The sequence below is a fragment of the Bordetella sputigena genome (genome assembly GCF_965137885.1).
In the GTDB taxonomy this organism is placed as follows: Bacteria; Pseudomonadota; Gammaproteobacteria; order Burkholderiales; family Burkholderiaceae_B; genus Bordetella_C; species Bordetella_C sputigena.
In genome coordinates, this window is record NZ_CBCSCA010000011.1 from 183141 (window position 1) to 206693 (window position 23553).

The 23553-nt window shown below is 65.8% G+C and carries 19 protein-coding genes; 9 read left to right on the plus strand and 10 right to left on the minus strand.

The genetic code is table 11. From position 1 onward, the window contains the following. Positions 1–7: 7 nt before the first annotated feature. The 7 genes from ACNA0R_RS20640 to ACNA0R_RS20670 form a co-directional block, all read right to left on the minus strand. On the minus strand, positions 8–1762 hold the full coding sequence (locus ACNA0R_RS20640; protein ID WP_415827928.1) for a class I adenylate-forming enzyme family protein: 1755 nt from the start codon (positions 1760–1762) through the stop codon (positions 8–10). 55 nt (positions 1763–1817) lie between these two features. Continuing rightward, on the minus strand, positions 1818–2909 hold the full coding sequence (locus tag ACNA0R_RS20645; protein WP_415827930.1) for an ABC transporter ATP-binding protein: 1092 nt from the start codon (positions 2907–2909) through the stop codon (positions 1818–1820). A gap of 43 nt (positions 2910–2952) precedes the next feature. Continuing rightward, positions 2953–4536, minus strand: a complete 1584-nt coding sequence (locus ACNA0R_RS20650; RefSeq protein WP_415827932.1) for a phytoene desaturase family protein — start codon at positions 4534–4536, stop codon at positions 2953–2955. Positions 4537–4550: 14 nt separating this feature from the next. Continuing rightward, positions 4551–5378: an ABC transporter permease gene (locus ACNA0R_RS20655; protein ID WP_415827934.1), complete on the minus strand. Its 828-nt coding sequence runs from the start codon at positions 5376–5378 to the stop codon at positions 4551–4553. Next, positions 5375–6211 (minus strand): ABC transporter permease, encoded by an 837-nt coding sequence (locus tag ACNA0R_RS20660; RefSeq protein WP_415827935.1) that lies wholly within the window; start codon positions 6209–6211, stop codon positions 5375–5377. The genes ACNA0R_RS20655 and ACNA0R_RS20660 overlap by 4 nt, the downstream gene beginning before the upstream one ends. A 4-nt stretch (positions 6212–6215) precedes the next feature. Beyond that, on the minus strand, positions 6216–7286 hold the full coding sequence (locus ACNA0R_RS20665; protein ID WP_415827936.1) for an ABC transporter substrate-binding protein: 1071 nt from the start codon (positions 7284–7286) through the stop codon (positions 6216–6218). A gap of 67 nt (positions 7287–7353) precedes the next feature. Continuing rightward, positions 7354–8862: an aldehyde dehydrogenase gene (locus ACNA0R_RS20670; protein WP_415827937.1), complete on the minus strand. Its 1509-nt coding sequence runs from the start codon at positions 8860–8862 to the stop codon at positions 7354–7356. 112 nt (positions 8863–8974) lie between these two features. Here ACNA0R_RS20670 and ACNA0R_RS20675 point away from each other — a divergent pair, with 112 nt between their 5' ends. From ACNA0R_RS20675 to ACNA0R_RS20685, 3 genes are all read left to right on the plus strand, one after another. Then, on the plus strand, positions 8975–9904 hold the full coding sequence (locus ACNA0R_RS20675) for a LysR substrate-binding domain-containing protein (protein WP_415827938.1): 930 nt from the start codon (positions 8975–8977) through the stop codon (positions 9902–9904). Positions 9905–10136: 232 nt separating this feature from the next. Continuing rightward, complete coding sequence (locus ACNA0R_RS20680) at positions 10137–10877, plus strand: cupin domain-containing protein (protein WP_415827939.1); 741 nt, start codon at positions 10137–10139, stop codon at positions 10875–10877. A gap of 166 nt (positions 10878–11043) precedes the next feature. Continuing rightward, positions 11044–12297, plus strand: coding sequence for an MFS transporter (locus tag ACNA0R_RS20685; RefSeq protein WP_415827940.1), 1254 nt, complete (start codon positions 11044–11046; stop codon positions 12295–12297). A 48-nt stretch (positions 12298–12345) separates the two neighbouring features. On the opposite strand, the gene ACNA0R_RS20690 is transcribed toward ACNA0R_RS20685, so the two are convergent. Then, the gene (locus ACNA0R_RS20690; RefSeq protein ID WP_415827941.1) at positions 12346–13974 is read right to left on the minus strand and encodes an ABC transporter substrate-binding protein; all 1629 of its coding nucleotides are present in this window, start codon (positions 13972–13974) and stop codon (positions 12346–12348) included. 444 nt (positions 13975–14418) lie between these two features. On the opposite strand from ACNA0R_RS20690, the gene ACNA0R_RS20695 reads away from it, so the two are divergent. The 6 genes from ACNA0R_RS20695 (at position 14419) to ACNA0R_RS20720 (ending at position 21771) form a co-directional block, all read left to right on the plus strand. Then, positions 14419–16761 carry an amidase family protein gene (locus ACNA0R_RS20695; protein WP_415827942.1) on the plus strand — a complete coding sequence of 781 codons (2343 nt, stop codon included), beginning with the start codon at positions 14419–14421 and terminating at the stop codon, positions 16759–16761. Positions 16762–16809: 48 nt separating this feature from the next. Then, positions 16810–17841 carry an ABC transporter ATP-binding protein gene (locus tag ACNA0R_RS20700; protein WP_415827972.1) on the plus strand — a complete coding sequence of 344 codons (1032 nt, stop codon included), beginning with the start codon at positions 16810–16812 and terminating at the stop codon, positions 17839–17841. Then, the gene (locus ACNA0R_RS20705) at positions 17838–18815 is read left to right on the plus strand and encodes an ABC transporter ATP-binding protein (protein WP_415827943.1); all 978 of its coding nucleotides are present in this window, start codon (positions 17838–17840) and stop codon (positions 18813–18815) included. Before ACNA0R_RS20700 ends, ACNA0R_RS20705 begins: the two co-directional genes overlap by 4 nt. Before the next feature lie 31 nt (positions 18816–18846). Further along, complete coding sequence (locus ACNA0R_RS20710) at positions 18847–19800, plus strand: ABC transporter permease (protein ID WP_415827944.1); 954 nt, start codon at positions 18847–18849, stop codon at positions 19798–19800. Continuing rightward, a complete protein-coding gene (locus tag ACNA0R_RS20715) occupies positions 19797–20699 on the plus strand; it encodes an ABC transporter permease (RefSeq protein WP_415827945.1) in 903 nt (300 codons plus the stop codon). The genes ACNA0R_RS20710 and ACNA0R_RS20715 overlap by 4 nt, the downstream gene beginning before the upstream one ends. A 172-nt stretch (positions 20700–20871) precedes the next feature. After that, positions 20872–21771, plus strand: a complete 900-nt coding sequence (locus tag ACNA0R_RS20720) for a sensor domain-containing diguanylate cyclase (RefSeq protein WP_415827947.1) — start codon at positions 20872–20874, stop codon at positions 21769–21771. A gap of 3 nt (positions 21772–21774) precedes the next feature. Here ACNA0R_RS20720 and ACNA0R_RS20725 read toward each other — a convergent pair whose 3' ends face one another. Together ACNA0R_RS20725 and loiP are read right to left on the minus strand one after the other, a co-directional pair. Continuing rightward, a complete protein-coding gene (locus ACNA0R_RS20725) occupies positions 21775–22548 on the minus strand; it encodes an IclR family transcriptional regulator (RefSeq protein ID WP_415827949.1) in 774 nt (257 codons plus the stop codon). Positions 22549–22644: 96 nt separating this feature from the next. Then, positions 22645–23403 carry a metalloprotease LoiP gene (gene loiP / locus ACNA0R_RS20730; RefSeq protein ID WP_415827950.1) on the minus strand — a complete coding sequence of 253 codons (759 nt, stop codon included), beginning with the start codon at positions 23401–23403 and terminating at the stop codon, positions 22645–22647. Between the last annotated feature and the right edge of the window lie 150 nt (positions 23404–23553).

Sequence of the window (23553 nt, forward strand, 5' to 3'; positions counted from 1 at the left end):
CGGCGCATCAGCGCCAGATAGATTGTTGGCGGTCGTAGCTGCCCGCAAAGGGATCCGTCATGTCGGCGATCAGCCGCTTCTTGGCGATCTTGCGCGACGGCGTGCGGGGGAAGTCCTCTTCCATGTACTGCAGGTAGCGCGGGACTTTGAACGGCGCCAGGTGCCTGGCGCAATGTTCGAATACGGCCTCCGGCGGCACCTCGCTGGCGCTCAGCCCGGCGCGCAGCTTGATGTAGGCCTTGACCTCTTCGCGGCGTAGCGGATCGGGGACAGGGACCACGGCGGCTTCCTCGATAGCATCCATGCCGCGCAGAACGGCTTCCACCTCGTTGGCGGCGATGTTTTCGCCCGCGCGCTTGATCATCTCCTTGATGCGGCCGACCAGGTAGTAGTAGCCGTCGGCGTCGCGGCGGAAGAGGTCGCCGGTGCGGAACCATTCGCCGTCGAAGCTTTCGGCGTTGGCTTGGGGACGCTTGTAGTAGCCCAGGAAAATGCCCCTGCCGCGCACCCACAATTCGCCGATCTCGCCATCCGGCGCCGGCGCGCCGCTCTCGTCGCGTATTTCGAAGCGCCGGAACGCCGCGGGCAGGCCGCAGCTGCGCACCAGCGACATCTCGTGGGCCCATTCCGGCATGAGGGCGCCGGTGCCGATCTCCGTCATGCCGTAGCCTTCGCGCGCCGTCACGTTGAAGCGGCGCTGCACGTCGCTGCGGGCGCTTTCGGTCCAGCCGTAGATGCTGATGTACTTCAGGTCGATCTCGCTGTCCGCCGGGGATTCCGGGTAGTGCGACAGCACGGGTTCCGGGAAGATGCAGTACTGGATGCGGTAGTCCTTCAGCCAGGACATGAAGCGGCTCAGGCTCATGCGGTCGGCGATATAGGCGGTGCCGCCCAGCGCCAGCGTCATCAGGAATTGCCACATGGGGTCCATGTAGAAGAACGGCGCCCAGACCAGGACATTGTGGATGCCGCCGGCGCGGGTGCGCCGGTGCCTGGCGGAGTTGTGCGCGTGGATCATCCAGTAGTCGTGCGTCAACAGGCAGCCCTTGGGGAAGCCTGTCGTGCCGGAGGTGTACTGCAGGTTCAGCACGTCCGTGCGGGCCACCGGCGCGGGCGGCGTGAAGACGGGATGGCCGTCGCGCACGAGCGCGTGCCAGTCGGCGTGCAAGCCGTCGTGTGATTCATCGCCCGCATCCCGCGCACTGGCCACGCCCGGCGCGCCGTTCGGCGCCGGCATGCCGCCGGATTGCATGTTGCCAGGGATCGCGGCGGATGTCGCGGCATCACGTTGCACGTGGACGATGATCCGCTCGGACGCAAGAAGCGGCGGCAGCTCAGGCAGCGCCTGAAGCCTGGACAGCAAACCCGACTCCACGACCACGTACTGCGCGTCCGAATCCCGCAGCACGAAATCCAGCTCGTCGGTGGTGTACGACGTATTGACCGGCACCATCACCGCCCCGATGCGCCCCAGCGCGATCCAGGTAATCGGGAAGGCCGGCGTGTTGCCCAGCATGACCGCCACGTGGCAGCCCTTGCGTACGCCGCGGGTCAGCAGGCTGGACGCCAGCCGGTCCGCCTGTTCGTCAAGCTGGCCGTAGGTCACGGACTGCTGCTGTTCGAACCATACCGCCGCGACGGCATCGCCCATCAGGGCGGCGCGCTGGCGCACGAAGTCACCCAACGATTCGGGCAGGGCGAGCGCCTCTTCACGCTGGCGACGGGCGAGTTCGGCCCGCACGGTCGAAGACTGTGTCTGCATTGATATTCCCTCGGAAATCCGGCGGCCGGGCTTCCCGTCCGCCTCATGAATCGGTCTAGTCCAGCACCAGGCAATCCCGGTGTGACCACGTCAGGCGCACGGGGGCGTCGCGCGGCAGCGACACCCGGTCGCGCCGGTTCTGCTCCTGCACCACCATGCGCAGGGATGCACCCACGCGGACGTGATGACGCACGATGCCGCCCAGGATGATGGTGTCTTCCAGAATGCCGTCCACGCTTTGGTCGTCTCCGGCCGGCGCGTCCGCCGCGCGCATGACTATGCTTTCGGGGCGTATCAGCAGGCTGGCCGATTTGCCGGCGCCCGATGGATTCGCCGCGGCAATGACGCCGGGCGCCGTGGCCCGCATATCGCCCAATACCGTGGAGACCGCCACGCCATCGTCCGTCACCGTGCGCACGTCGCAAGGCAGCAGGTTCGCGGTCCCGATGAAGTCGGCGGCGAAGCGCGTGGCGGGGCGGAAATACAGGGCTTCCGGCCGGTCCTCCTGTTCGATCCGGCCGCCGTTCATCAGGACGATGCGGTCGGACATGGTCAGCGCTTCGTCCTGGTCGTGGGTGACGTTCACCATGGTGATGCCGAGTTCGGCGTGTATGCGCCGCAGCTCCAGCTGCATCTGTTCCCGCAGCTTCTTGTCCAGCGCGCCCAGCGGTTCATCCAGCAGGATCAGCGCCGGGTTGTAGACGATGCAGCGCGCCAGGGATACGCGTTGCTGCTGGCCGCCGGACAGTTCGCGCGGCTTGCGCGCCGCCAGATCGGGCAGCCGCACGAGCGCCAGCACGTCCCGGACCTTGCGCTCGATTTCGGTGCGCGACAGCCTGCGCACGCGCAACGGAAAGGCGATGTTTTCGAACACCGTCATATGCGGCATCAGCGCATAGTTCTGGAATACCATGCCCAACTGCCGCTTGCTGGGCGGGCTGGTGGTGACGTCGCGTCCCTCGATGACGATGCGTCCCGTCGAAGGCGGCACCATGCCGGCGATCAGGTTGAGCAGCGTCGTCTTGCCGGAGCCGCTGGCGCCGAGCAGCGTGACGAACTCGCCCTTGCGCACGGACAAATCGACGGGATGCAGGGCCTGCACGCCGCCGTAGCGCTTGGAGACCTGTCGCAGTTCTATCATGTTCATGGCGATTCAGTCCGTAATGGTTCAGTGGCGCGGGTACATGGACTTAGTGCCGAGCGGCCAGGATGACGCGCGCCGCGTTGTAGCCCGGTACGCCCGTCACGCCGCCGCCCGGATGGACGGAGGCGCCGCACTGGTACAGGCCCGCGATGGGCGTGCGGTAGTCGGCCGCGCCGCGCACCGGCCGGCGGAAGAAGATCTGGTCCGCGCTGAGTTCCCCATGGTGCACGTGCCCGCCCGGCAAGGCGAAGCGCGCTTCGAGATCCGGCGGCGCGAGTACCTGCGCATGGTCCACGCAATCGCGGAAGCCAGGCGCATGGGCTTCCAGCGTATCGAACACGGCATCACGCAACCGATCGCGCGCGGTGTCCCAATCCGAGTCCCGCAGCCGGTAGGGCGCATGCTGTCCGAAGATGCTGATCAGGTGCTTGCCGGCCGGCGCCACCGTCGGGTCCAGCTTGCTGGGCGTGAGCACCACCAGCGGCAGGCGCGGCGCGAAGCCGCCATGGCGCGCGGCATCGTAGGCCTGCTCCAGATAGTCCACCGATGGGGCGATCCGGATCTGGGTGGGATAGTCGAAGCCGGCGCCCGCCGCATCGAAATCCTTGAACGCCGGCAACCGATTCATCGCCAGGTTGACCTTGAACGCGTGCGAGGCGTCGCGGATGCGGTCGACGCGCGCCAGGAAGTCCGCCGGCACGTGGGCGGGATCGACCAGGCGGCGGAACAGGACCTTGGTGGCGGCATTCGATATTACGCACTTCGCCTGCAGCGTCTCGCCGCTCTCCAGCGTGACGCCGGTTGCGCGGCCGCCGGCCACATTGACGCGAGCGACCGGCGCCGACAGGCGCACTTGCATGCCGTGCGCCCGACCGGACGCGGCGATGGCCTCCGAAATCGACCCCATGCCACCGCGCACGAATCCGGCCGGGCCGGCGGGCGTCGTGTGATCGCGGACATAGCCGCGCAGCAGCACATAGGCCGAGCCCGGTGCGGACAGGGTGGTGGTGGCGCCGCCGCAGGCGACGTAAAAGCCCAGGGCCGCGATCGCCTCATCGGACTGGAACCAACGGCCGAGGAAATCGCGCGCGCTCAGCGTCAGCACATCGTAAAGATCGTAGAACTGCTCGCCGATATTGCGGTACCGCCAGGCGAAGCGCAGCAGGCGCAGCCGGGAGGAAAGATCGCTGGCGGCCGGGTCCGGCGGGACCTCCCAAAGCATGCGCGACACCGTTGCGCCCAAGCGCGCCATGTGATCGCGATAGCGGGGATAGGCCGCGGCGTCCGCCGCGCTGAAGCGGCTCATGCCGGCATGCACCTGGGCATCGTCGCCGAAGACCAGGCTGCGGCCGTCGCCATACAGATGCACCATGGGTGTCGGCCGGATGACGGCGTAGCCATGGCGCGCCAGTTCCAGCTCCTGGATGATGCGCGGCTGCAGCAACGCCATCGTGTAGGAGGCTGTCGATACCCGGTAGCCGGGCCAGACCGCCTCGCTGACCGCCGCGCCGCCGATGACGTCGCGCCGCTCCAGCACGCACACCTTGCGTCCGGCACGGGCCAGATAGGCCCCGCACACCAGTCCGTTGTGTCCGCCGCCGATGATGATCGCGTCGTAGCTTGCCGCCATAGGAGTCTGTTCCGTCAATCGGGTTGGTGGAGTTTCGGCTGCAAGGCCATGATGGCCAGGCAGACGAGCAGCGACAGCAGGGTAAGCAGGGTCGATACGGCGGCCAGCACCGGGGAAACCTCCCAGCGGATCGCGCTATACATCTTTACCGGCAGCGTCATCGATTCCGGCCCGGTGATGAAGTAGGCGATGATGACCTCGTCGAAGGAAATCAGGAATGCGAACAGCGCGCCTACCAGCACGGAAGGGCGGATCTGCGGCAGCACGACTTCCAAGAAGATGCGCAGCCGGCTGGCGCCCATGATCATGGCGGCGGTTTCCAGCGCGGGATCCGCGTGCCGCAGGCCGGCGCCCAGGGCGACCAGCATGAAGGGGATGGTGGCGACGGTATGCGCCAGGACCACGCCTATCGTCGTGTTCACCAGGCGCAGGGCGGACAGATGCATATACATGCCCAGGCCCAGCACCACCACCGGCACCAGCATGGGCGCCAGGGAAACCAGTTCCAGCACGCGGCGTCCGCGGAAGCGTCCGCGCGCCAGCGCATACGACGCCGGCAGGGCGATCAGCAGCGACAGCGCCGTCACGCAGCCGGCCACCAGCAGGCTCTGCAAGGCCGAGCCCCACCAGGCGGGGTCGCCCAGGAACTGGCGGAACAGCGCCAGGGATAGTTCCTTGGGCGGGAAGCTCAGCTCCCGGGCGCCGCCGAACGAGATCGGGATGACGACCAGGCTGGGCATCAGCAGGAAAAGATAGCCCACCCATGCGGCCGCCGCGCCGGCCAGCCGCCAACCGTGGCGGGCGGTGAAAACGGAATGGGGCGCGGTATCGGGTCCGTTCATGCGAAGGTTGTCTCCCGGTCGCGCTGGACCCGTATCAGCATGGCGATCAGCAGGGCCGATATGGCCAGCAGCACGAAGGCGATCGACGAAGCCAGCGTCCAGTCCAGCGTCTGCCGCGTGTAGAAGTCGATCAGATTGGCCAGCATCATGTCCTGGCGGCCGCCCAGCAGGGCCGGCGTGATGTACATCCCCATGGATAGCGTCAGGCACATCAGGACCCCGGCGCTCACGCCCGGCAGGCTGAGCGGCAGCGTGATGCGGGTGAAGATGCGCCATTGGCTGGCGCCCATGATTTCCGCCGCCAGGTGCAGGCTGCGATTCTGGTTGATCAGGCTGGCCATGATAGGCAGCACCATGAAGGGCAGCAGGTAGTTCGTCATGCCCAGCACCACGCCGGCGCGATTGAACAGCAGTTCGACGTGCCAGGCGCCGCCGGACATCCATCCCAGCAGCTGGTTCAACACGCCGCTATTGCCCAGCACGATGGTGAAGGCATAGCTCTTGACCAGAATGCTGGTCCAGAAGGGCAGCATCACCATGATCAGGTACGGGGCCCGGCGGCGCGCCGGCATGGCGGCCAGATGCAGCGCGATCAGATAGCCCAGCACCAGGCTGGTCAGCGTGGCCAGCACGCTGATGTGCAGCGTGGTCCCCAGGACGCGGTGGATCAGCGTCCCGTTGACGACCTCCGCATAGCCGCGCAGCGTGTAGCCGTGGTCGTAGATGCTGGACCAGCCCACCAGCCCCAGCGGCCACAGGAAAAACAGCAGCAGCAGGGCGCAAAGCGGGACCAGCAGGACAACGACCGTCCTGGTGCCGAGGGTGTGCGCCATGGATCTAGACCAGCAGCCACTCGGTGAAGCGACGTTGCAGCTTGTCGTAGTTCTCGCCCCACCAGGCGTCGTTGATGATGATGGCGTCCGGGGACTTCATATCGGGCATGCGGGCACGCGCCTGCGCGCCCACGAGCTCGGTGGCGCCGGCCGCGTTGGGCGCGAACTCCACCAGTTCGCAGAAGGCGGCCTGGCGGTCCGGCCGCAGGCAGAAGGCCACATAGCGCATGGCATTCTGGATGTTCTTGCCGCCCTTGGGCACGGCCAGGTATTCCAGGCTGTTCAGCGTCTGCCGCATGGACATGGCCACCGACGAGCCGGCGCGCTGCGCGGGCAGGATGCGGCTCAGATAGGTGTAGGAGAAGTCGATCTCATTGCTGGTCAGCAGCGTGACCGTTTCCGGCGTGGTTTCGATCCATTTGCGCACGGCGGGCTTGATGCGGTCCATCGCCTTGAAGGCGCGGTCGACGTCCAGGGGATAGAGCTGGGCCGGTGGCACGCCGTCGGCCAGCAAGGCCATCTCCAGGTTTTCGCTGGCGCGTGATCGCAGGCCCCTGCGCCCCGGAAAGCGCTTCAGGTCCCAGAGATCGGCAAAGGTCTCCGGATGCTTGCCGTCGGGAAATTTCTTGGGGTCGTAGCCTATGCCGCCGGCGTAGGAGTAGGTGCCGACGTAGTTCTTGCCGGCGGGCTGCAGCAGCTTCGCGGTGTCGACGATGCCGGTATCGATGGGCGCCCAGAGTCCCTGGCGGGCGCCGGCCATGATCTGCGGGCCGATGCTGTCGAACACGTCCCAGGAGACGTTGCCGCTGTCGACCTGCACCTTCATCCGGGTCAGGTCCGCATTGTTGACCAGCGTGACGGGAACGCCGGTTTCCTTGGTGTAGGGCTCGGCGAACGCTTGCCGCACCGCGGCTTCGTATGTCCCGCCCCAGCAGGTCACGCTGATCCCGCGCGCCTGGGCGCGCAAGGGCAGCGCCGTGCCCAGCGCCGCCATGCCGGCCATCGCCGCCCCGGCCTTCAATACGGATCGGCGCGACAGGCCGCGAGCCTGGCTTTGCTTGTCATGCTTGTTCATTTTCACCCCCTTGTTCCGTTTATTGGCGGCCGGTGCGGCCGGTTGCGGATGACGGCGACGCGCAGGATCAGGATGCGATCCAGACCGCCTTCCAATCCATGTATTTATCGAAGGCATGCAGCGACTTGTCGCGCCCGAAACCGGATTGCTTGAAGCCGCCGAACGGCGCCGACATATTGCCACGGTCGAAGCAGTTGACCCAGACCACACCCGCGCGCAGGGTTTGCGCCGCCCGGTGCGCGCGCCCCACATCGCCCGTCCATACCGCGGCCGCGAGCCCGTAGATAGTGTCGTTGGCGACGCTCATCGCCTGGTCGAAATTGTCGACGGTAATGGCGGCCAGCACCGGACCGAAGATTTCCTCGCGGGCGATCCGCATGTCGTTGCGCACGTCGCCGAACACCGTCGGCTCGATGAACCATCCACCGCTGTCCGTCCGCGCCGGCTTGCCGCCCAGCATCAGCCGCGCGCCGTCCGCGCGTCCGGCGTCGATGTACGACATCACGCGTTCGTGCTGCGTCTGGCTGACGATCGCACCCATCCGGGTCGACGGATCGAGCGGATCGCCCGGGACCAGCTCGCGGCCGACCGTGGCGATCTTTTCCAGCAGGGCGTCGCGGACGGGCGCTTCGACGATCAGGCGCGAGCCCGCGTTGCAGACCTGGCCGCTATTGTTGAAGATGCCCGCCGCGACGGCGCGTGCCGCGGCATCCAGGTCCGGACAATCGGCCAGTACGATGTGCGGGCTTTTGCCGCCGCATTCCAGGCCGACCCGTTTGATGTTGGACTGGCCGGAATACTGCATGAACAGCTTGCCGACCTCCGTGGAGCCGGTGAAGCCCACCGCATCGACGTCCATGTGCAGCCCCAGCGCGCGCCCGGCGGTCTCGCCGAAACCGGGCAAGACATTGAGCACGCCTGGCGGCAGGCCGGCCTCCAGCGCCAGGCCGGCGATGCGGATAGCCGTCAGCGGGGATTGTTCCGCGGGCTTCAGGATGACCGAATTGCCGGCCGCCAGCGCCGGGCCCAGCTTCCACGACGCCATGGACAGGGGATAGTTCCAGGGCACCACCGCGGCGACGACGCCCAGCGGCTCGCGCACGATCATGGTGGTCATATTCGGCATGGCGGGCGCCATTTCGCCATAGAGCTTATCGATGGCCTCGGCATACCACTGGATGCAGGTGGCGGAACTGACGATGTCGCCGTTGTAGGCATTGGTAATGGGCTTGCCCACGTCCAGCGACTCCAGCAGCGCCAATTCATCGCGATGCGCCATCATCAATTCGGCCAGTTTCAGCAGGACCTGTTTGCGTTCGGCCGGCGCGCGGCGCGACCACACGCCCGACTCGAAAACGCGGCGCGCGCTGCTCACCGCGACGTCCACGTCCTCGGCGTCACAAGCGGCGATCTGCGCGATGACCTTGCCGGTCGCCGGGTTCACGGTCGGGAAAGTCTTGCCCGACAGAGCGGGCCGGTATTGGCCATCGATGAATGCGCGCCATTCCGGCTCGCACCTGGCCGCGCGAGCCACCCATTCTGCTTTGCCGGGGAAATTCAAGATCGGGTCCTCCATGAGCGTCGCGTGGCGTGCGACGGGAATTCATTGCAGTGTAGGGAGGGAAAATCATAAGATCCAATACAGGTTTGGCAGCTTCTTCCTTCCAAAAAGTTATGGGCCATCGATCATGCTGAACGTGCGTCACCTGGAAATCTTCCGTACCGTCGTCCAGACCGGTTCGGTCTCCGCCGCGGGTCGTATGCTGTACATCTCGCAGCCCGCCGTGACGAAGACGCTGCGCCTGCTGGAAGGAGAGCTGGGATTGACCTTGTTCCAGCGCGTAAAAGGCAGGCTGGTCTGCACCCCGGAGGCCGATGCCTTGATGCCGGAAGTCGAACGGTTATTCGGCAGCGTCGAATCGGTGCGGCAGGCGGCGCTGGAGATCCGGCAGGGAGTGCGCGGACGCATCACCGTGGCGTCCGTATCGGCGCTATCGATGTCAGTGGTGGCGCAGGCGGTCAGCGCATTCCACCAGCGGCATCCGCAGGTACAGTTCGACGTCCGCGCCTTGCCCACGCGCCACGTGGTGGAATATGTGGGCACCAGCCAGGTCGACATGGGCATCGTCGATGTCCCCACCCCGGCCGCTTCGCTGGAAGTCGAGGAAATCTGCAAGAGCGAAGTCGTGTGCGTGCTGCACCGCGATCATGCGCTGGCCCGGCATACCCGCCTGACACCGGAACTATTGGCCGATTGGCCCATCATTACGTTCGCGGACGATACCTTCACCGGATTCCGCCTGCGCGAGGCATTCCGCGAGCGGGGCGTTCCCTACGATACGGCCCTGGTGTCCAACAGCACCGGGACGCTGTGCGCGATGGTCCGGGCGCTGAACGCGGTGGCGCTGGTTGACCATTTCATTCTGATGACCTCGGCATTTCCTCAGCTGGTGCTGCGCCGGTTTTCGCCGCGCATCGATATGCAGCCGCGCTTCCTGTTTTCGCCGATGCGGCCACGCTCGGCGATCGTGGCACAGTTCGCCGATGCCATACGCACGGCGGCGCGGACGGCGGTACGGCGGCTCTCGCGCCCGGGAAGGCAAACGGATCCGGGCTAGGCCCCGTCGGATGTACGCCGCCACCGCGAGGAGCGGGGGGCGCCGTCCGCCATGCACCAAAGGGAAGCCGGGTCCGGCTGGCATACACTATTGACTGTCTATCAAGTAGGTTTACAGCCGTGCCCGGCGGCGCGGCGCGAACGGATATGAATACTCAGTCCCGGAGCGGGTCCGCGGACGGGAGCACATGGAAGGGCGAGCCGGACGACGGCGGCCCCGCCTTCGAATGCGCGTGGGGCGCACTGGAGAAATCGAGTTGGATGGCAAGAAAACCATGGTGAAATTGCGCGCCGGCGGGAAGCTGTCCGCCGGGACCAGGCAGGCGGCAGGCAGGGTCCGGCGGGCCACCGTCACCAAGCCTTCCGCCAAGGCGCGCGCACGCGCGGAGGCGGCCGATGCGGCCCAGGAACCGATGCGGATCGGGGCAAAACTGAAGCACGCCCGCTTGCTTCAAGGCTATACCTTGAAAGAGCTTGCCGATATCGTCGAATGCTCCGAAAGCATGTTGTCCAAGCTCGAGAACGACAAGCTGGCGTCTTCCATCGGTTTCCTGCATCGGCTGGCCAGCGCGCTTGGGACCAGCATCGCGGCCCTGTATTCCGACGAAGATAATTTCTCCGGTCCCGTGCATGTTTTCCACGCCAACCGCAAGGTGCGCAGCGTCGCCGACCCGGAGTCCCTGGACCAGGGCGTGCGTTTCGAACGCATCGTGCCTATCGACCGCAACGGCTTGCTGCAGGCGCTGGTGCACACCATTCCGCCGGGCGCGCGCAGCGGAGGCGCCGTCAGCCATGCGGGCGAGGAACTCGGCTACATCATCGAAGGCGAAGTCGAGGTCACCGTCGACGGCAAGAGCTATGTCGTGCGCCAGGGTGATTTGATCTTCTTTCCATCCTCGCTGCCGCACGGCTACCACAATAAGGGAGCCAAGGTCGCCCGCATGCTCAAGGTGAACACGCCGCCGTCGCTTTGATGCTCCGTTGCGGCCGCTCCCGGTATAAACTTGACGCAGCATAAAGTCCCTTGAGCGACGGCAAAGGTTTGCCGCGCCGCGCGCGCCGCCCAAGGCCGCGCCGCGGGGACACGAACCCTACTGTTCGTCCAGAGCATCAGGGTGTCGATACTGACAGGAGCCTTGATTGTCGACCAAGCCTGATGCCGCGGCCGCGGGCCATGCGGATGAAGCGCCCGCGGGGGCGGTGCCCTGGCGGGAAAACTATGTTCCCTACGCCATTTCGCGCGTGTTGTCCGCCATGGCCTTCCAGGGCATCGGCATCGCGCTGGGCTGGCTGGTTTATGACCAGACCCACAGCGCGTTCTACCTGGGCCTGATCGGGCTCTGCCAGTTCCTGCCCATGGTGGTCCTTACCCTGGTGGTGGGCCAGGTGGCGGACCGCTACGATCGCCGGCGCATCGCCCTGTTCGCTCAGTCGGTCAAGGCCATCGTGGCGATCGGGCTGACCTGGGCCATCTGGTCCGGCGCGCTGAGCGTGCCCCTGATCTTCGTATCGGTGGTCGTGCTGGGCGCGGCGCAGTCTTTCGAGCAGCCGACCATGCAGTCGCTGGTGCCCAGCATCGTGCCGCCCTCGGCGCTGCAGCAGGCCTTGTCGGTGACCACGGCGCTGTTCCAGACCGCGACCATCATCGGGCCGGCACTGGGCGGCGTCGCCTATGGCTTCGATCCGCTGGCGCCTTTCCTGATGTCGTCGGTGATGTTCGTGGTGGCCGGCGTTTGCGTGATGTCGATCAAGACGGTGCGCGGCGGCTACAACCGCGGCCCGGTGACCCTGAATTCGGCCTTCGCCGGCGTGTCGTTCATCTTCGCCCGTCCGGTCATGCTGGGAGTGATCTCGCTGGACCTGTTCGCGGTGCTGCTGGGCGGGACGACGGCGCTGCTGCCGATCTTCGCCCGCGACATCCTGAACGCGGGGCCGTGGGCGCTGGGATTGCTGCGCTCGTCTTCCGCTATCGGGGCGGTGCTGATGTCGCTGTACATCGCGCGCGTGCCGCTCAAGACCGGGATAGGCATGAAGATGCTGATGGCCGTCGCGGTGTTCGGAATCGCCACCATCGTGTTCGCCTTGTCGACCAACATCGCCCTTTCGATCCTGGCGCTGGCGGTGCTGGGCGCGGCGGACACGATCAGTATGGTGGTGCGTATCACGCTGGTGCAGCTACTGACCCCGGACGAGATGCGCGGCCGCGTGAATGCCGTCAATTCGCTCTTCGTGGGAACGTCGAACCAGCTGGGGGAGTTCTATTCGGGAACCCTGGCCGGCTTCCTCGGGCCCGTCCCGGCGGGCGTGATCGGCGGCGTCAGCACCATCGTGGTGGTGCTGCTCTGGATGAGGCTGTTTCCGGACCTGCGCAAGGTCAAGACCCTGGCGGGATGATCCGTTGGACATGGTCCGCCCGCAGGGGGGACCACGCGTGGGCGAGGCCTAGGACGTCACCGTGATCTGCGTGAAGTCCTGGTACCAGCTCTCGGCCTGCACGAAGCCCTTCACCTTGGGGCTCATCGCCCGCGGGTTCAGATCATGAACCGCGAAGATGTTGGGCGCGTCGTCCACCACCTGGGCGTGGGCGGCGGCCAGCTTGGCATCCTGCTCCGCCTGGTTGAAGGCGGACAGCGCCTCGGTCAGCAACTGGTCGACCTTGGCGCTGCGGTAGCGGCCCCAGTTGCTGGTGCCGCCGCCGTCGCGGTTGAAGCAGTTGGTGTAGAACTGGGTGGGATCGCCGAAGGGCTGGCCATGGCAGATGACGTCGTAATGCGCGGCGCCATTTACGCCCGGGACCTGGCGCATGGCGGTCAGCACCGAGCCCCAGTCCGCCACGACCAGATCGACCTTGACGTTGAGTTCGGCCAGGCTCTGCTGCATGAACTGCCCCATGGGCAGCGGCACCATGTTGCCGGAACCGGCCGTCGGAATCAGCGTCTTCAGGGTGATGGGCTTTTTGCCGGGGCCATAGCCCGCTTCGGCCAGCAGGGCCTTGGCCTTGTCGGGATCGTAGCCGTAGATCTGTGTGGGCTTGCCGAACAGCTTGTAGTCCTGGTCATACAGCCCGATGGCGGGCGTTGCCGTACCGTTGAGCAGGCCCACCATGCTTTCGCGGTCCAACCCATAGTTGAGCGCGCGGCGCACCCGTACGTCCGTCAGCGGGCCGGGGTCGGCGCAGTTCAGCACGAAGGACCACAGGTGCAGGTAGGGCTTGGTCACCACGTTGAAGCCGGCGCTCTTCAGCGCGGGAATGGAGTCGGGATCGGGAAACTCGATCCAGTCGACCTGGCCCGAACGCAGCGCGGCGACGCGGGTATTCGAATCGGCGATGGGCATCAGCACGAAGCGGTCGAGCCTGGAGATGTGCGCGGCGTCCCAGTAGGCGTGGTTGGGCACCAGTTCGATCGCCACGTGCGGTGTCACCTTTACCACCTTGAAAGGGCCCGTGCCGGACGGATTCGAACGGAATGCAAGCCAATCCTTGCCCAGCTTTTCGTACTGCCGCGGGCTGACGATGAACAGGCGGGACAGGTGATAAGGCAGCAGGCTGAAAACCGTTTTGGTACGGATGGCGAACTGCGTGTCCGACACTTTTTCGTAGCTCGCGATGATGGCGGCGTAGGCACCGGCGTAGGTCGGCGCCAGTTTGTCGTAATGGGGCGCATCGCGGTTCAGCTGGCGATCGAAGTTCCACACGATGTCGTCGACGCTCAGCGGCGACCCGTCATGAAAGGTCACACCCTGGCGGATGGTGAAGATCCATCGCTTGTTGTCGGCGGCATCGACGTGCCATCCGGTGGCAAGTCCCGGGATCAGGTCCGGCGGCGTTTTGGTGTTGGCGAAGTCCCACAGGACCAGGGCATCGAAGATCGGATAGCCGGCAAAGCGGCCGCCTTCGCTGCCATTGTCGGGCATGCCATTGGTCAGCGGCACGTCGGTGGTCGTCATCGCGACGCGCAGCGTGCCGCCGCCGGCGCTTTGCGCGTACAGCTCGCGCTGCCTGCCCGCGGCAAACAGCGCCGTGCCGGCGCCGGCAAGCTTGAGCGCGGTCCGGCGTGTGATCGTTCCCATGTGTTTCTCCCTTGACCAGGACGCTAGGCTGCCTGGGTCGATGCTTTTGTGAGGGCTTCCCCTTGCAGGCCGGCAATCCGGATGTATGGAAGGCGCTGTCAAGGTACTTGATTAATAATTAAGTTGCCCGCGTCGCGCAAGAGGGTATTCGCCCTAGGAGGCCATTGCACGCCCGCACGCACAAGGCCGGTGCGCACGCTGTCGTGCATGGTGCATCGTGCGCACCATCGTGTGTATCCCTTGAAAATCCCTGAATGCCGCCACGTTCGAACGCCTTTCGAGCGAGGGAAAATATCTTGGAAAGTCACTTGACATACGATCAAGCGATGCGACAGCATAGCCTTACCCGTCGGTCATCGCGCAACGCCGTGCGACCGGATCCGCAAGGATGGGATGTCGATGGTCTGTTCAGCGGCCTTACGCGCCGCGGCGAGGATAGAGACGATGAACGATATGCATGTCAACGCAAGCCCTGCGGGAAGCGGCGCCGGTGGACAAGCCTTCCAGCTCGAAGAAGCCACGATCGACGAACTGCATGCGGCGATCAAGCGCGGCGAAATCACCGTGGTACAGATCGTGCGGCGCTACATCGATCGCTGCCGCGCATTCAATGGCGTGGCCAGCATGCTGGTGACCGAGGATGGCAAGCCGGTGCCCGAGGCGCCCGGCACGGTCCGCGCCGGGGCGCCTCTGAAGTTCCCCACGCAAACCGTCGCGGTAAGCGACTATGTGCCCGATTACGCCAAGTACAAGGGCGTGCCGCTGGAGTTCGGCCGCATGGAGCCGACCGCGTCCGATCCCACGGTCATGCAGCAGTACGGCATGATCGTCGGCATTCCGAATGCCGGCCAGGTCAATGCCCTGTCCACGCTGAACATCCGCGGAGAGCGATCGACCGTGTGCAAGGGGGATTTCGACAAGCATCCCTCGCTGGGACCGTTGCCGCCCGAGGCGCCGCCGATGTGCGAGTTCTTCCGCCACCTGCCGGACGCGCTGGAGCGCGCGGCCGAGCTGGACGCCGAATACGGCGCCAACCCGGACCTGGAGAAAATGCCCATGTATGGCGTGGTCTTCTCGTTCAAGGACCCCTTCGATACGAAGGACATGCACTCCATGGGCGGCGCCGATGCGGCCTACGATATCGACGTGCCGGCACGCGATCACATACTGGTGGACCAGCTGCGCAAGAAGGGCGCCATTATCTTCGCCAAGTCGGTCAGCACGGAATACAACGGCCGCGCCGGCGATCCGGGCGGCCGGCACACGCCGGACAAGGTGCTCGTATCGACGTTGGGATACCAGCGCACGACCTGGGGCGGCAATCCGTCCAACCCCTATGACACGACGCGTTCGGCGTCGCTGGGGTCCAGTTCGGGGTCGGCGCTGTCCGTCAGCGCCAACCTCTGCATGATCGGCCTGGGCGAGGAAACGCGCGCGTCCACGCGCGGTCCGGCCAACCATAATTCCGTAGCCTTGATCCTGCCCCATAAGGCATTGATTGGTTTCGACGGCGGCGCCATAGGCGCGGACATCCACAACGACCGTACGGGCATCCATGCACGCAGGATCGGCGATGCCGCCAAGGTGCTGGATGCCCTCAAGGATCCGCTGGAAGGCTATTACGATCCGCGCGATCCCTTTACCACCGTGCCGCGCTCGTCGGCCCTGAGCACGCCTTACGCCAGCCACGTCTACAAGTCCAGGTCGCTGAAGGACAAGCGTATCGGCATCATCCGCGAGTCCATGTTCTGCCCGTCGGGCGACGTGGCCGCCAGGCCCATCACGACCGCCGTCGCGCGGGAGATCAAGGAAGTGCTGGGCAAGCGGCTGGGCGCCACCCTGGTGGAATCGTCGCATCCCAACTGGACCCGGGACCCGGAGGTCGAGCTGATGACGGTGGATTTCACCAAGGCGCTCGCGCGCCTGATCCCGGTCTTCATGCCGGACATCCTGTATCGGCTCACGCCGGCCGGCGAGCCGGTATTCCCGGATTTCGCGGCCGCCATCAAGCGCACCGAGTTCCAGCCAGGCAAGTTCTTCGGCACGGGAACCATGAATCCCATCGACTACATGGTGGAAATGGCGGAAGGGCGCATCGCGCCGCCCGCCAACCTGGACATCATCACGGTTCAGCACCAGGCCGATTCGATGGCGTTCCGGTATCACATACCGCAGTACCTGACGCGCCGGGCGGAGGACTGGAAAAAACTCGGCTTCACCGAAACCGTCGTCGACTTCGCGACCCTGAATGCCCGTTCCAAGTTCTGGGGCGACGACCAGCGCGCCGCCTTCAAGAACTGGGAGGAGGTCGTCGATATGCGCAACCCGCTGGACGAGCGGCAGGGCGTGAACGAGCGCCTGATGCTGCGCGAACTGCTGCGGCGCGTGGACATGATGGTGATCCTGGAAAACCACCTGGACGGCCTGGTGCGGCTGCATACGCCGTATCCGCCCGGCAAGATAGGCGGGGCGCCGTACCCCGGCGTATCGGGTACGCCTCGCAACGAATCGGCCTATGGCCCCAACGCGGGCCTGAGCGAGATCCTGATCCCGGCCGGCTATGTCGATGAGGTCTACGACTACACGTTCAAGCTGAGCGATGACGGCATGCGTTACGTGCCCCAGCCTTCCGCGACGCCGACGCCCGTGCCGCCGCCGGGCATGCCCTTCTCGCTGGTCTTTCGCGCCGAGCCGGGCAAGGAGGACGTCATCCTCGACATCGCATCGGCGTATGAGGCCGCGTCCGCGCGGCGCGTCATGCCGCCTTCCTTCGGTCCGCTGCCCTAGGGGCGCGGCCGATAGCCTTATCGCATACGGAGGCGCGGCATGGCCAGGTTGGATCGGGAACCGGAACGCGGCGGGCCGGCGCAGCCGCTGCTGATCGTCAAGGGGCTGATGAAGCACTTCCCCGTCGGTTCGGTCTTCTCGGGCGGCCGCAAGCTGGTCCGTGCCGTCGACGGCATGGACCTCAGCGTGCGCAAGCAGGAAACGCTGGGCATCGTGGGCGAGTCCGGCTGCGGCAAGTCGACGTTTTCGCGGCTGATCATGTCCCTGATGACGCCGACCGCCGGCGAAATCATCTTCGACGGCGATCCGGTTGGCGGGTACCGGGGCATCAGCCTGAAGGACTATCGGCGGCAGGTGCAGATGGTGTTCCAGGATAGCTATTCGTCGCTGAATCCCAGGCTGACCATCGAAGAGTCCATCGCTTATGGGCCGGCGGTGCATGGGCTGGGCCGCCGCGAAGCGCGCGAGCGCGCGCGCGATCTGCTGGCCGCGGTAGGACTGGCGCCCCGGCAGTATGCGCGCCGATTTCCGCACGAACTGTCCGGCGGCCAGCGGCAGCGCGTGAACATCGCGCGCGCGCTCGCGCTGCGGCCGCGCCTGATCATCCTGGACGAGCCGGTGTCGGCGCTGGACAAGTCGGTCGAAGCCCAGGTGCTGAATCTGCTGATGGACCTGAAAGAGCAATTCAGCCTTACCTATGTGTTCATCAGCCATGACCTGAACGTAGTGCAGCACGTCGCCGACCGCGTGCTGGTCATGTATCTCGGCAAGGTCGTGGAGATCGGCCCCGCCGAACCGGTCTTCGCGGCGCCGGCGCATCCCTATACCCGGGCGCTGATGGACAGCCGGCCGTCCATGGATCCGGCGCGCCGCCGCACGGAGCCGCCGCTCAAGGGCGACCCGCCCAATCCCATCGAACCGCCCTCGGGTTGCCGTTTCCATACGCGCTGCGCGATCGCCCGCGAATTGTGCGCATCGACGGCGCCCGCGCTGCGGGATATCGGCAACACGCGCAAGGCGGCATGCCACGCCGTGATGCCGGATAGCGGCTTCCTGCAGAGCGCGGAGGCCATCCCATGACGCGCCAGGCGCTGATACGCGCCCGCGACCTGCACGTGGCGTTCGGCTCGCGCGACGGGACCGTGACGGCAGTCAATGGCATCGATCTGGATTTGAACGAGGGCCAGGTGCTCTGCGTGCTCGGCGAAAGCGGATCGGGCAAATCCGTGACCCTGCGGGCGCTGATGCGCCTGAATCCGCCGGCCAAGACGGTCATGCGCGGCGAGTTGACCGTGGCCGGATACGACATGATGGCGCTGCCCGATTCCAGGCTGCCCGACCTGCGCGGCAAAGTCGTGGCGATGGTCTTCCAGGAACCCATGACGGCGCTGGATCCGGTATTCACGATAGGCCACCAGATCGTCGAAACCATCGTGCGTCATGACGGGGTGTCGAAGGCGCAAGCGCGCCGACGCGCGCTGGATCTGTTGGATCTGGTGCAGATTCCGTCCGCCAGGATGCGCCTGGACGCCTATCCGCACGAACTTTCCGGCGGCCTGCGACAGCGCGCCATGATCGCCATGGCGATCTCATGCCGTCCCAGGCTGCTGCTGGCCGATGAGCCCACCACCGCGCTGGATGCCACCGTGCAGATCCAGGTGTTGCTGCTTCTGCGTCGCCTGCAGGAGGAGCTGGGCATGGGCGTGGTGTTCGTCACGCACGATCTGGGCGTGGCCGGCGAGATCGCCGACCGCGTCGCGGTCATGTACGCCGGCCGCATCGTCGAGCAGGGCAGTGTCTCGTCCCTGTTGACCGATCCCTTGCATCCTTACACCAAGGGGTTGCTGGGGGCCACCGTGCAGCCCGGCAATCGTGGCGCGCGCCTTACCACCATTCCGGGCGCGCCGCCCGACCCGCGCATGCCCTTGTCCGGCTGCGCTTTCGCGCCGCGCTGCCCGCATGCCGAAGAGGCGTGCCGCGCGGCCGTTCCCGTGTTCCACCATCCATCGCCCGGCCGCGCGGTGCGCTGCATCAAAGCCATGGAAATGGCGTAGCGCCGCGGCCGACGCCAGAGGAAGACGACCGATGCTTTTCTATATCGCACGCCGCATTCTCTACATGATCCCGATCGCCCTGGCGGTGAGCCTGGTCTGCTTCCTGCTCATACATCTGGCGCCGGGCGATCCCATCGCGGCGATGGTGCCGCCCGACACGCCGCCTGAAGTCGTCGCCCAGGTGCGCGGCGAATATGGGCTGGACCGTTCGCTGCCCGTGCAGTTCGCGCTGTGGCTGGAGCACGTCGTACATGGGAACCTGGGCATGTCCATCACACGGGGCAGGCCTATCCTGCCGGACTTGATCGTGGCCAGCGGCAATACGCTGATCCTGGCGGTGACCGCCGGCCTGCTGGGTTTTGTGCTGGGCTGCGTGCTGGGTGGCATCGCCGGAATCTATCGGGGGACATGGCTGGATCGCATGCTGCTGGGCGCGGCGGTGGCCGGCGTATCGGTCCCGCACTACTGGCTGGGCATGGTGCTGGTGATCATCTTTTCCGTGACGCTGCACTTGTTGCCGGCGATGGGCGCGGGTCCAGGTACGTCGACGGTCTGGGCATGGGATTGGGCGCACGTCCAGTTCCTGATCCTGCCGGCGCTGACGCTATCCATCATTCCCGCCGGACTGATAACCCGCACCGTGCGCGGCCTGGTCAGCGACATCATGAGCCAGGACTACATCACGACACTGCGCGGCAAGGGGCTGCGCTGGAGCGGCATCGCCAAGCATGTACTGCTGAACGCAGCCCCCACGGTGATCGCCGTCATGGGACTGCAGCTGGCGAACCTGATGGGCGGTTCCATCCTGGTGGAGACCGTCTTCGCGTGGCCGGGGACCGGATCCATGCTGAACGATGCCATATTCCAACGCGACTTCCCGACACTGCAGGCGGCGACGCTGGTATTGGCGCTGTTTTTCGTCGTGCTCAATCTTGCAGTCGACCTGGTCCAGACTGTCATCGATCCGAGGATCAGCCGCACATGATGGTGATTCCGAAAAACGCGGAACTTCCCGTGCCGGAACAGGCGCAGGAGTGGCAGGCCCACGATAGCTATTGGCGCGGCGTCGTCCGGCGCCTGCTGCGGGACAGGACGACGCTGGTCTGCGGCGCCATCCTGTTCGCGATCTTCCTGGTGCTCGTGCTGGCGCCGTGGATCGCGCCTTACGAGCCCAATGCCGGCCGGGCGCTGCTGCGTTTGAAACCCATCGGCTTTCCCGGGCATGTGCTGGGCACCGACGAGTTGGGCCGCGACATGCTCACCCGGCTCATGTATGGCGGCCGCTATTCGTGGCTGATCGGCATTTCTCCCGTACTGATGGCCTTCGCGATAGGCGGCGCCCTCGGCGTGGCCGCGGGCTATGCCGGGGGCAGGATCAATATGGCCATCATGCGGGTTACCGACGTGTTCTATGCTTTCCCATCGGTCCTGCTGGCGGTGTCGGTCAGCGGGATGATAGGCGCCGGCGTGGTGAACGTGATCCTGTCGCTGACTTTCGTGTTCATTCCGCCCATCATCCGCGTCGCGGAAAGCGTCACCACCGGCGTACGCAACCTGGAATATGTGCAGGCGGCGCGCGGCACCGGGGCGGGGCCGTGGTCTATCGTGTTCACCCATGTCATGCCCAACGTCCTGGGGCCGGTTTTTGTCTATGCCACGGGCCTGGTAGGCCTGTCGATGATCGTGGCCTCCGGACTGTCCTTCCTGGGGCTGGGCGTGAAACCGCCCGATCCGGAATGGGGGCTGATGCTGAGCAGCCTGCGCACCGCTATCTACAGCCAGCCCTGGACCGCCACGCTGCCGGGGGCCTGCATCTTCATTACGAGCATGTGTTTCAACTTCGTCAGCGACGGCCTGCGCACCGCCATGGACGTACGCGCCTAAGGCGTCCGCGCCGAGGTCATGGCGTGCTTCGTGGCTGGCGCAGGCCGCGTTACACGTTGTGGCAGCCACGGTATCGGCCAGCCGGTCTATGATTGCGGTGGCGCAGCCGACGGCCGATAGGGCAGCGGGACAGGTGCGGCGCGCCAGGGGACTTCCGAGCAATCGATGATCCATGGACCTGATCTCTGAGACGCTGGCCCGGATGTATGACGCCACGCCGGTGCTGGTGGCAGCATACGACGCCCGGGACCGGTTGCGCTACGCCAACGCCGCCTTTCGTGCGGGGTTCTTTATCGACGAAGGCGAATGCCCGACCTGGGCCGAGCTGATGCGGCGCAACCATGCGGCCGGCCGCGGTACCGTCATCAGCAATCCCGACTTCGAAAGCTGGCTGGTCTCCACGCTGGGACGCCGCGGCAAAGTCGGCTTTCGCGCCTTCGAAACCGACCTGGTCGACGGTCGCTGGCTGTGGATGACGGAAACGGTACAGCCCGACGGCTGGATGCTCTGCATCGCCACCGACATCACCAGCCTGCGCGCCGGCGATCGTGCCGTGCGGCAGGATCGTGACGTGGCGGTCAAGGCATCGCTGACCGATGAACTGACGGGCGTGTCCAACCGCCGTTTCCTGTTGATGCGGCTGCGTGAGGTGCTGGCGGCGGGCGGCGAGATCCTGGGCACCCTGTGCGTGCTGGACCTGGACAATTTCAAGTACGTCAACGACGCCTACGGCCATGACGTCGGCGACCGGGTCTTGCGGGACTTTGCGGCGGGCATCCAGGCCCACCTGCGCCGCGCGGATTGCTTCAGCCGCATCGGCGGCGAAGAGTTCGCCTTGCTACTGCCCGCCACGGGATCCCATGAGGCCATGCTGATCGTGGAACGGATGCTGGCCATCGTGCGCCGGGCGCGGCCGCTGCCGGAACGCCCGGAATTCGGCTACAGCTTTTCTGCCGGCATCGCCGAGCTCAGGCCCGGCGACGACACCGGCACGATCATCGGACGCGCGGACAAGGCCTTGTATGCCGCCAAACTGGCGGGGCGCGACCGCATACACCTGGAAGCCGCCTAGGGACTATTTCCAGCCCAGGCGCCGCGTCAGCTCGCCGGCCGCGTCGCGCAGCAAGGCAAGATGGTCTTGCTGCTTTTTTTCGTCATAGCGAAAGTGCGGCACCGTCACCATCAGGTTGCCGCGCACCTGTCCACCCTGGTCGAAAAAGGGCACGGCGATGCCATGCATGTCCGGAGCGCGTTCGGCATAGCTGGTCGCATAGCCCTGCTGGCGTATCCGTTCCAGCGTCCGGCGTAGCTCGGGAACGTCCAACGCCCGGCCATTCAGCGGAGACGTCGCGGCCTGCGCAATGGCCTGCTCGATCTCATGCGGTTCCATGAAGGCCAGGACGGAGCGTCCCGCCGCGCCCCAGGTCAGCGGCTGCAGTTGATTGAGCGGGACGGTATAGCGCAAGGGGTGCGATGGCCAGGCGATATCCGACATGAAGATGCCCAGCTCCTGGCGGGATAGCAGCACCAGCATCGCCGTTTCGTCCGTCGCGTCGCGCAGCCCCTGCAGCAGCGGCGCCGCCAGGCGATTGATCGGCATTTCGGCGCTGAGTTTGCCGGCGACGCGATAAAGCTCGATGCCCGGCGTGTACAGGCCTTCCGCGTCCTGGTCGACGAAGCCGAGCGGCCGGCAAAGTTTCAGCAGGCGATGGACGCTGGCCCGCGGCAGATCCAGTTCGCGCGCCAGCTCGTTCAGCGGCCACCGGTCCCTGGCCGCGAACGCGGCCAGGATGCGCAGCACGCGATTGACCGTTCCCGTGTCGGCCGGAGATGCTAGCTTGGAGACCATGTTGTGGTTATGGCTGTGATGGCGCGTGGAAGGATAACATCGTGCCCGTTCCTTCGCGGCGCCGCCCCGAACTGGCGCGACATTGTTCCCGCGCGGCTATTTGTTGGACGCGATGCGCTCTTCGATGTGCTGCGCGCGCTTGGTGGACGCGGGATGCGAACTCATCATGTCGCTCTTTCCACCGTCCAGCTTGGCCAGCTTCTGGAACGCGGTGACCAGGCCCTGCACATTCAGCTTGCGCGCCTTGAGCTGGTCGTAGGAGTAGTCGTCCGCGGCGCTTTCCTGGGACTGCGAGAACTGCGCGTTGATGAACTTCTCGGTCAGGTCGCCCAGCTGGGAGGCGCTCAGGGCCGCCACGGCGGAACTGCCGGCCGCTCCCGCGGCGTCGCGGGCGGCGGATACGGTATAGGCCGTCTGCATGGCCTTCTTGCTGTGGCCCAGGGCTACGTGGCCCATTTCATGGCCGATGACGCCTAGCAGTTCGTCGTCGGTCATCATGTCCATCAGGCCGCTGTACACGCGTATGCAGCCGTTTGCCATGGCCCATGCGTTGACGTCATTGGTCAGGTACACCTTGTAGTTGACCGGCTGGCCATTGATGTTGTTGCCCAGCTGCTTGCCGAGCTTCTGCAGCCGCACATCGTATTTGCTACCCGGGGCGGCAATCTTGGATTGCTGGTCGCTTTCCTTGCAAGCCTTGTCGGAAAGGGCCTTGATGTCGGCGTCGCTCAGCGTGGCCGCCTGCACCATTTTGCCGCCCGCGCCGAGGGCGCTGCCGATATCGAAGGCGTGGGCGGTACCCGCGCAGGCCAGGATGGCCGCGGCGACCGTTGCTCGGTTCAAATACGTGCGCATTGCTGCTCCTCTGATCTGGCCCCCTTTGGGGCGGAGCGCCGATTCTAAGGACGCGCCAGGCAACGGCATCCGTGAAACAACACAATATTCTTAAATAATATAAATGTTTACATATCGCTATTCCGGCGGGCACCGGCGCCTGGCGGGGCT

Coding starts and splice junctions, on each gene's coding strand:
- ACNA0R_RS20665 (WP_415827936.1), bottom strand. CDS start 7,286: ATGAACAAGCATGACAAGCAAAGCCAGGCTCGCGGCCTGTCGCGCCGA.
- ACNA0R_RS20645 (WP_415827930.1), bottom strand. CDS start 2,909: ATGAACATGATAGAACTGCGACAGGTCTCCAAGCGCTACGGCGGCGTG.
- ACNA0R_RS20720 (WP_415827947.1), top strand. CDS start 20,872: ATGGACCTGATCTCTGAGACGCTGGCCCGGATGTATGACGCCACGCCG.
- ACNA0R_RS20660 (WP_415827935.1), bottom strand. CDS start 6,211: ATGGCGCACACCCTCGGCACCAGGACGGTCGTTGTCCTGCTGGTCCCG.
- ACNA0R_RS20705 (WP_415827943.1), top strand. CDS start 17,838: ATGACGCGCCAGGCGCTGATACGCGCCCGCGACCTGCACGTGGCGTTC.
- ACNA0R_RS20650 (WP_415827932.1), bottom strand. CDS start 4,536: ATGGCGGCAAGCTACGACGCGATCATCATCGGCGGCGGACACAACGGA.
- ACNA0R_RS20670 (WP_415827937.1), bottom strand. CDS start 8,862: ATGGAGGACCCGATCTTGAATTTCCCCGGCAAAGCAGAATGGGTGGCT.
- loiP (WP_415827950.1), bottom strand. CDS start 23,403: ATGCGCACGTATTTGAACCGAGCAACGGTCGCCGCGGCCATCCTGGCC.
- ACNA0R_RS20710 (WP_415827944.1), top strand. CDS start 18,847: ATGCTTTTCTATATCGCACGCCGCATTCTCTACATGATCCCGATCGCC.
- ACNA0R_RS20640 (WP_415827928.1), bottom strand. CDS start 1,762: ATGCAGACACAGTCTTCGACCGTGCGGGCCGAACTCGCCCGTCGCCAG.
- ACNA0R_RS20655 (WP_415827934.1), bottom strand. CDS start 5,378: ATGAACGGACCCGATACCGCGCCCCATTCCGTTTTCACCGCCCGCCAC.
- ACNA0R_RS20690 (WP_415827941.1), bottom strand. CDS start 13,974: ATGGGAACGATCACACGCCGGACCGCGCTCAAGCTTGCCGGCGCCGGC.
- ACNA0R_RS20695 (WP_415827942.1), top strand. CDS start 14,419: ATGAACGATATGCATGTCAACGCAAGCCCTGCGGGAAGCGGCGCCGGT.
- ACNA0R_RS20675 (WP_415827938.1), top strand. CDS start 8,975: ATGCTGAACGTGCGTCACCTGGAAATCTTCCGTACCGTCGTCCAGACC.
- ACNA0R_RS20725 (WP_415827949.1), bottom strand. CDS start 22,548: ATGGTCTCCAAGCTAGCATCTCCGGCCGACACGGGAACGGTCAATCGC.
- ACNA0R_RS20715 (WP_415827945.1), top strand. CDS start 19,797: ATGATGGTGATTCCGAAAAACGCGGAACTTCCCGTGCCGGAACAGGCG.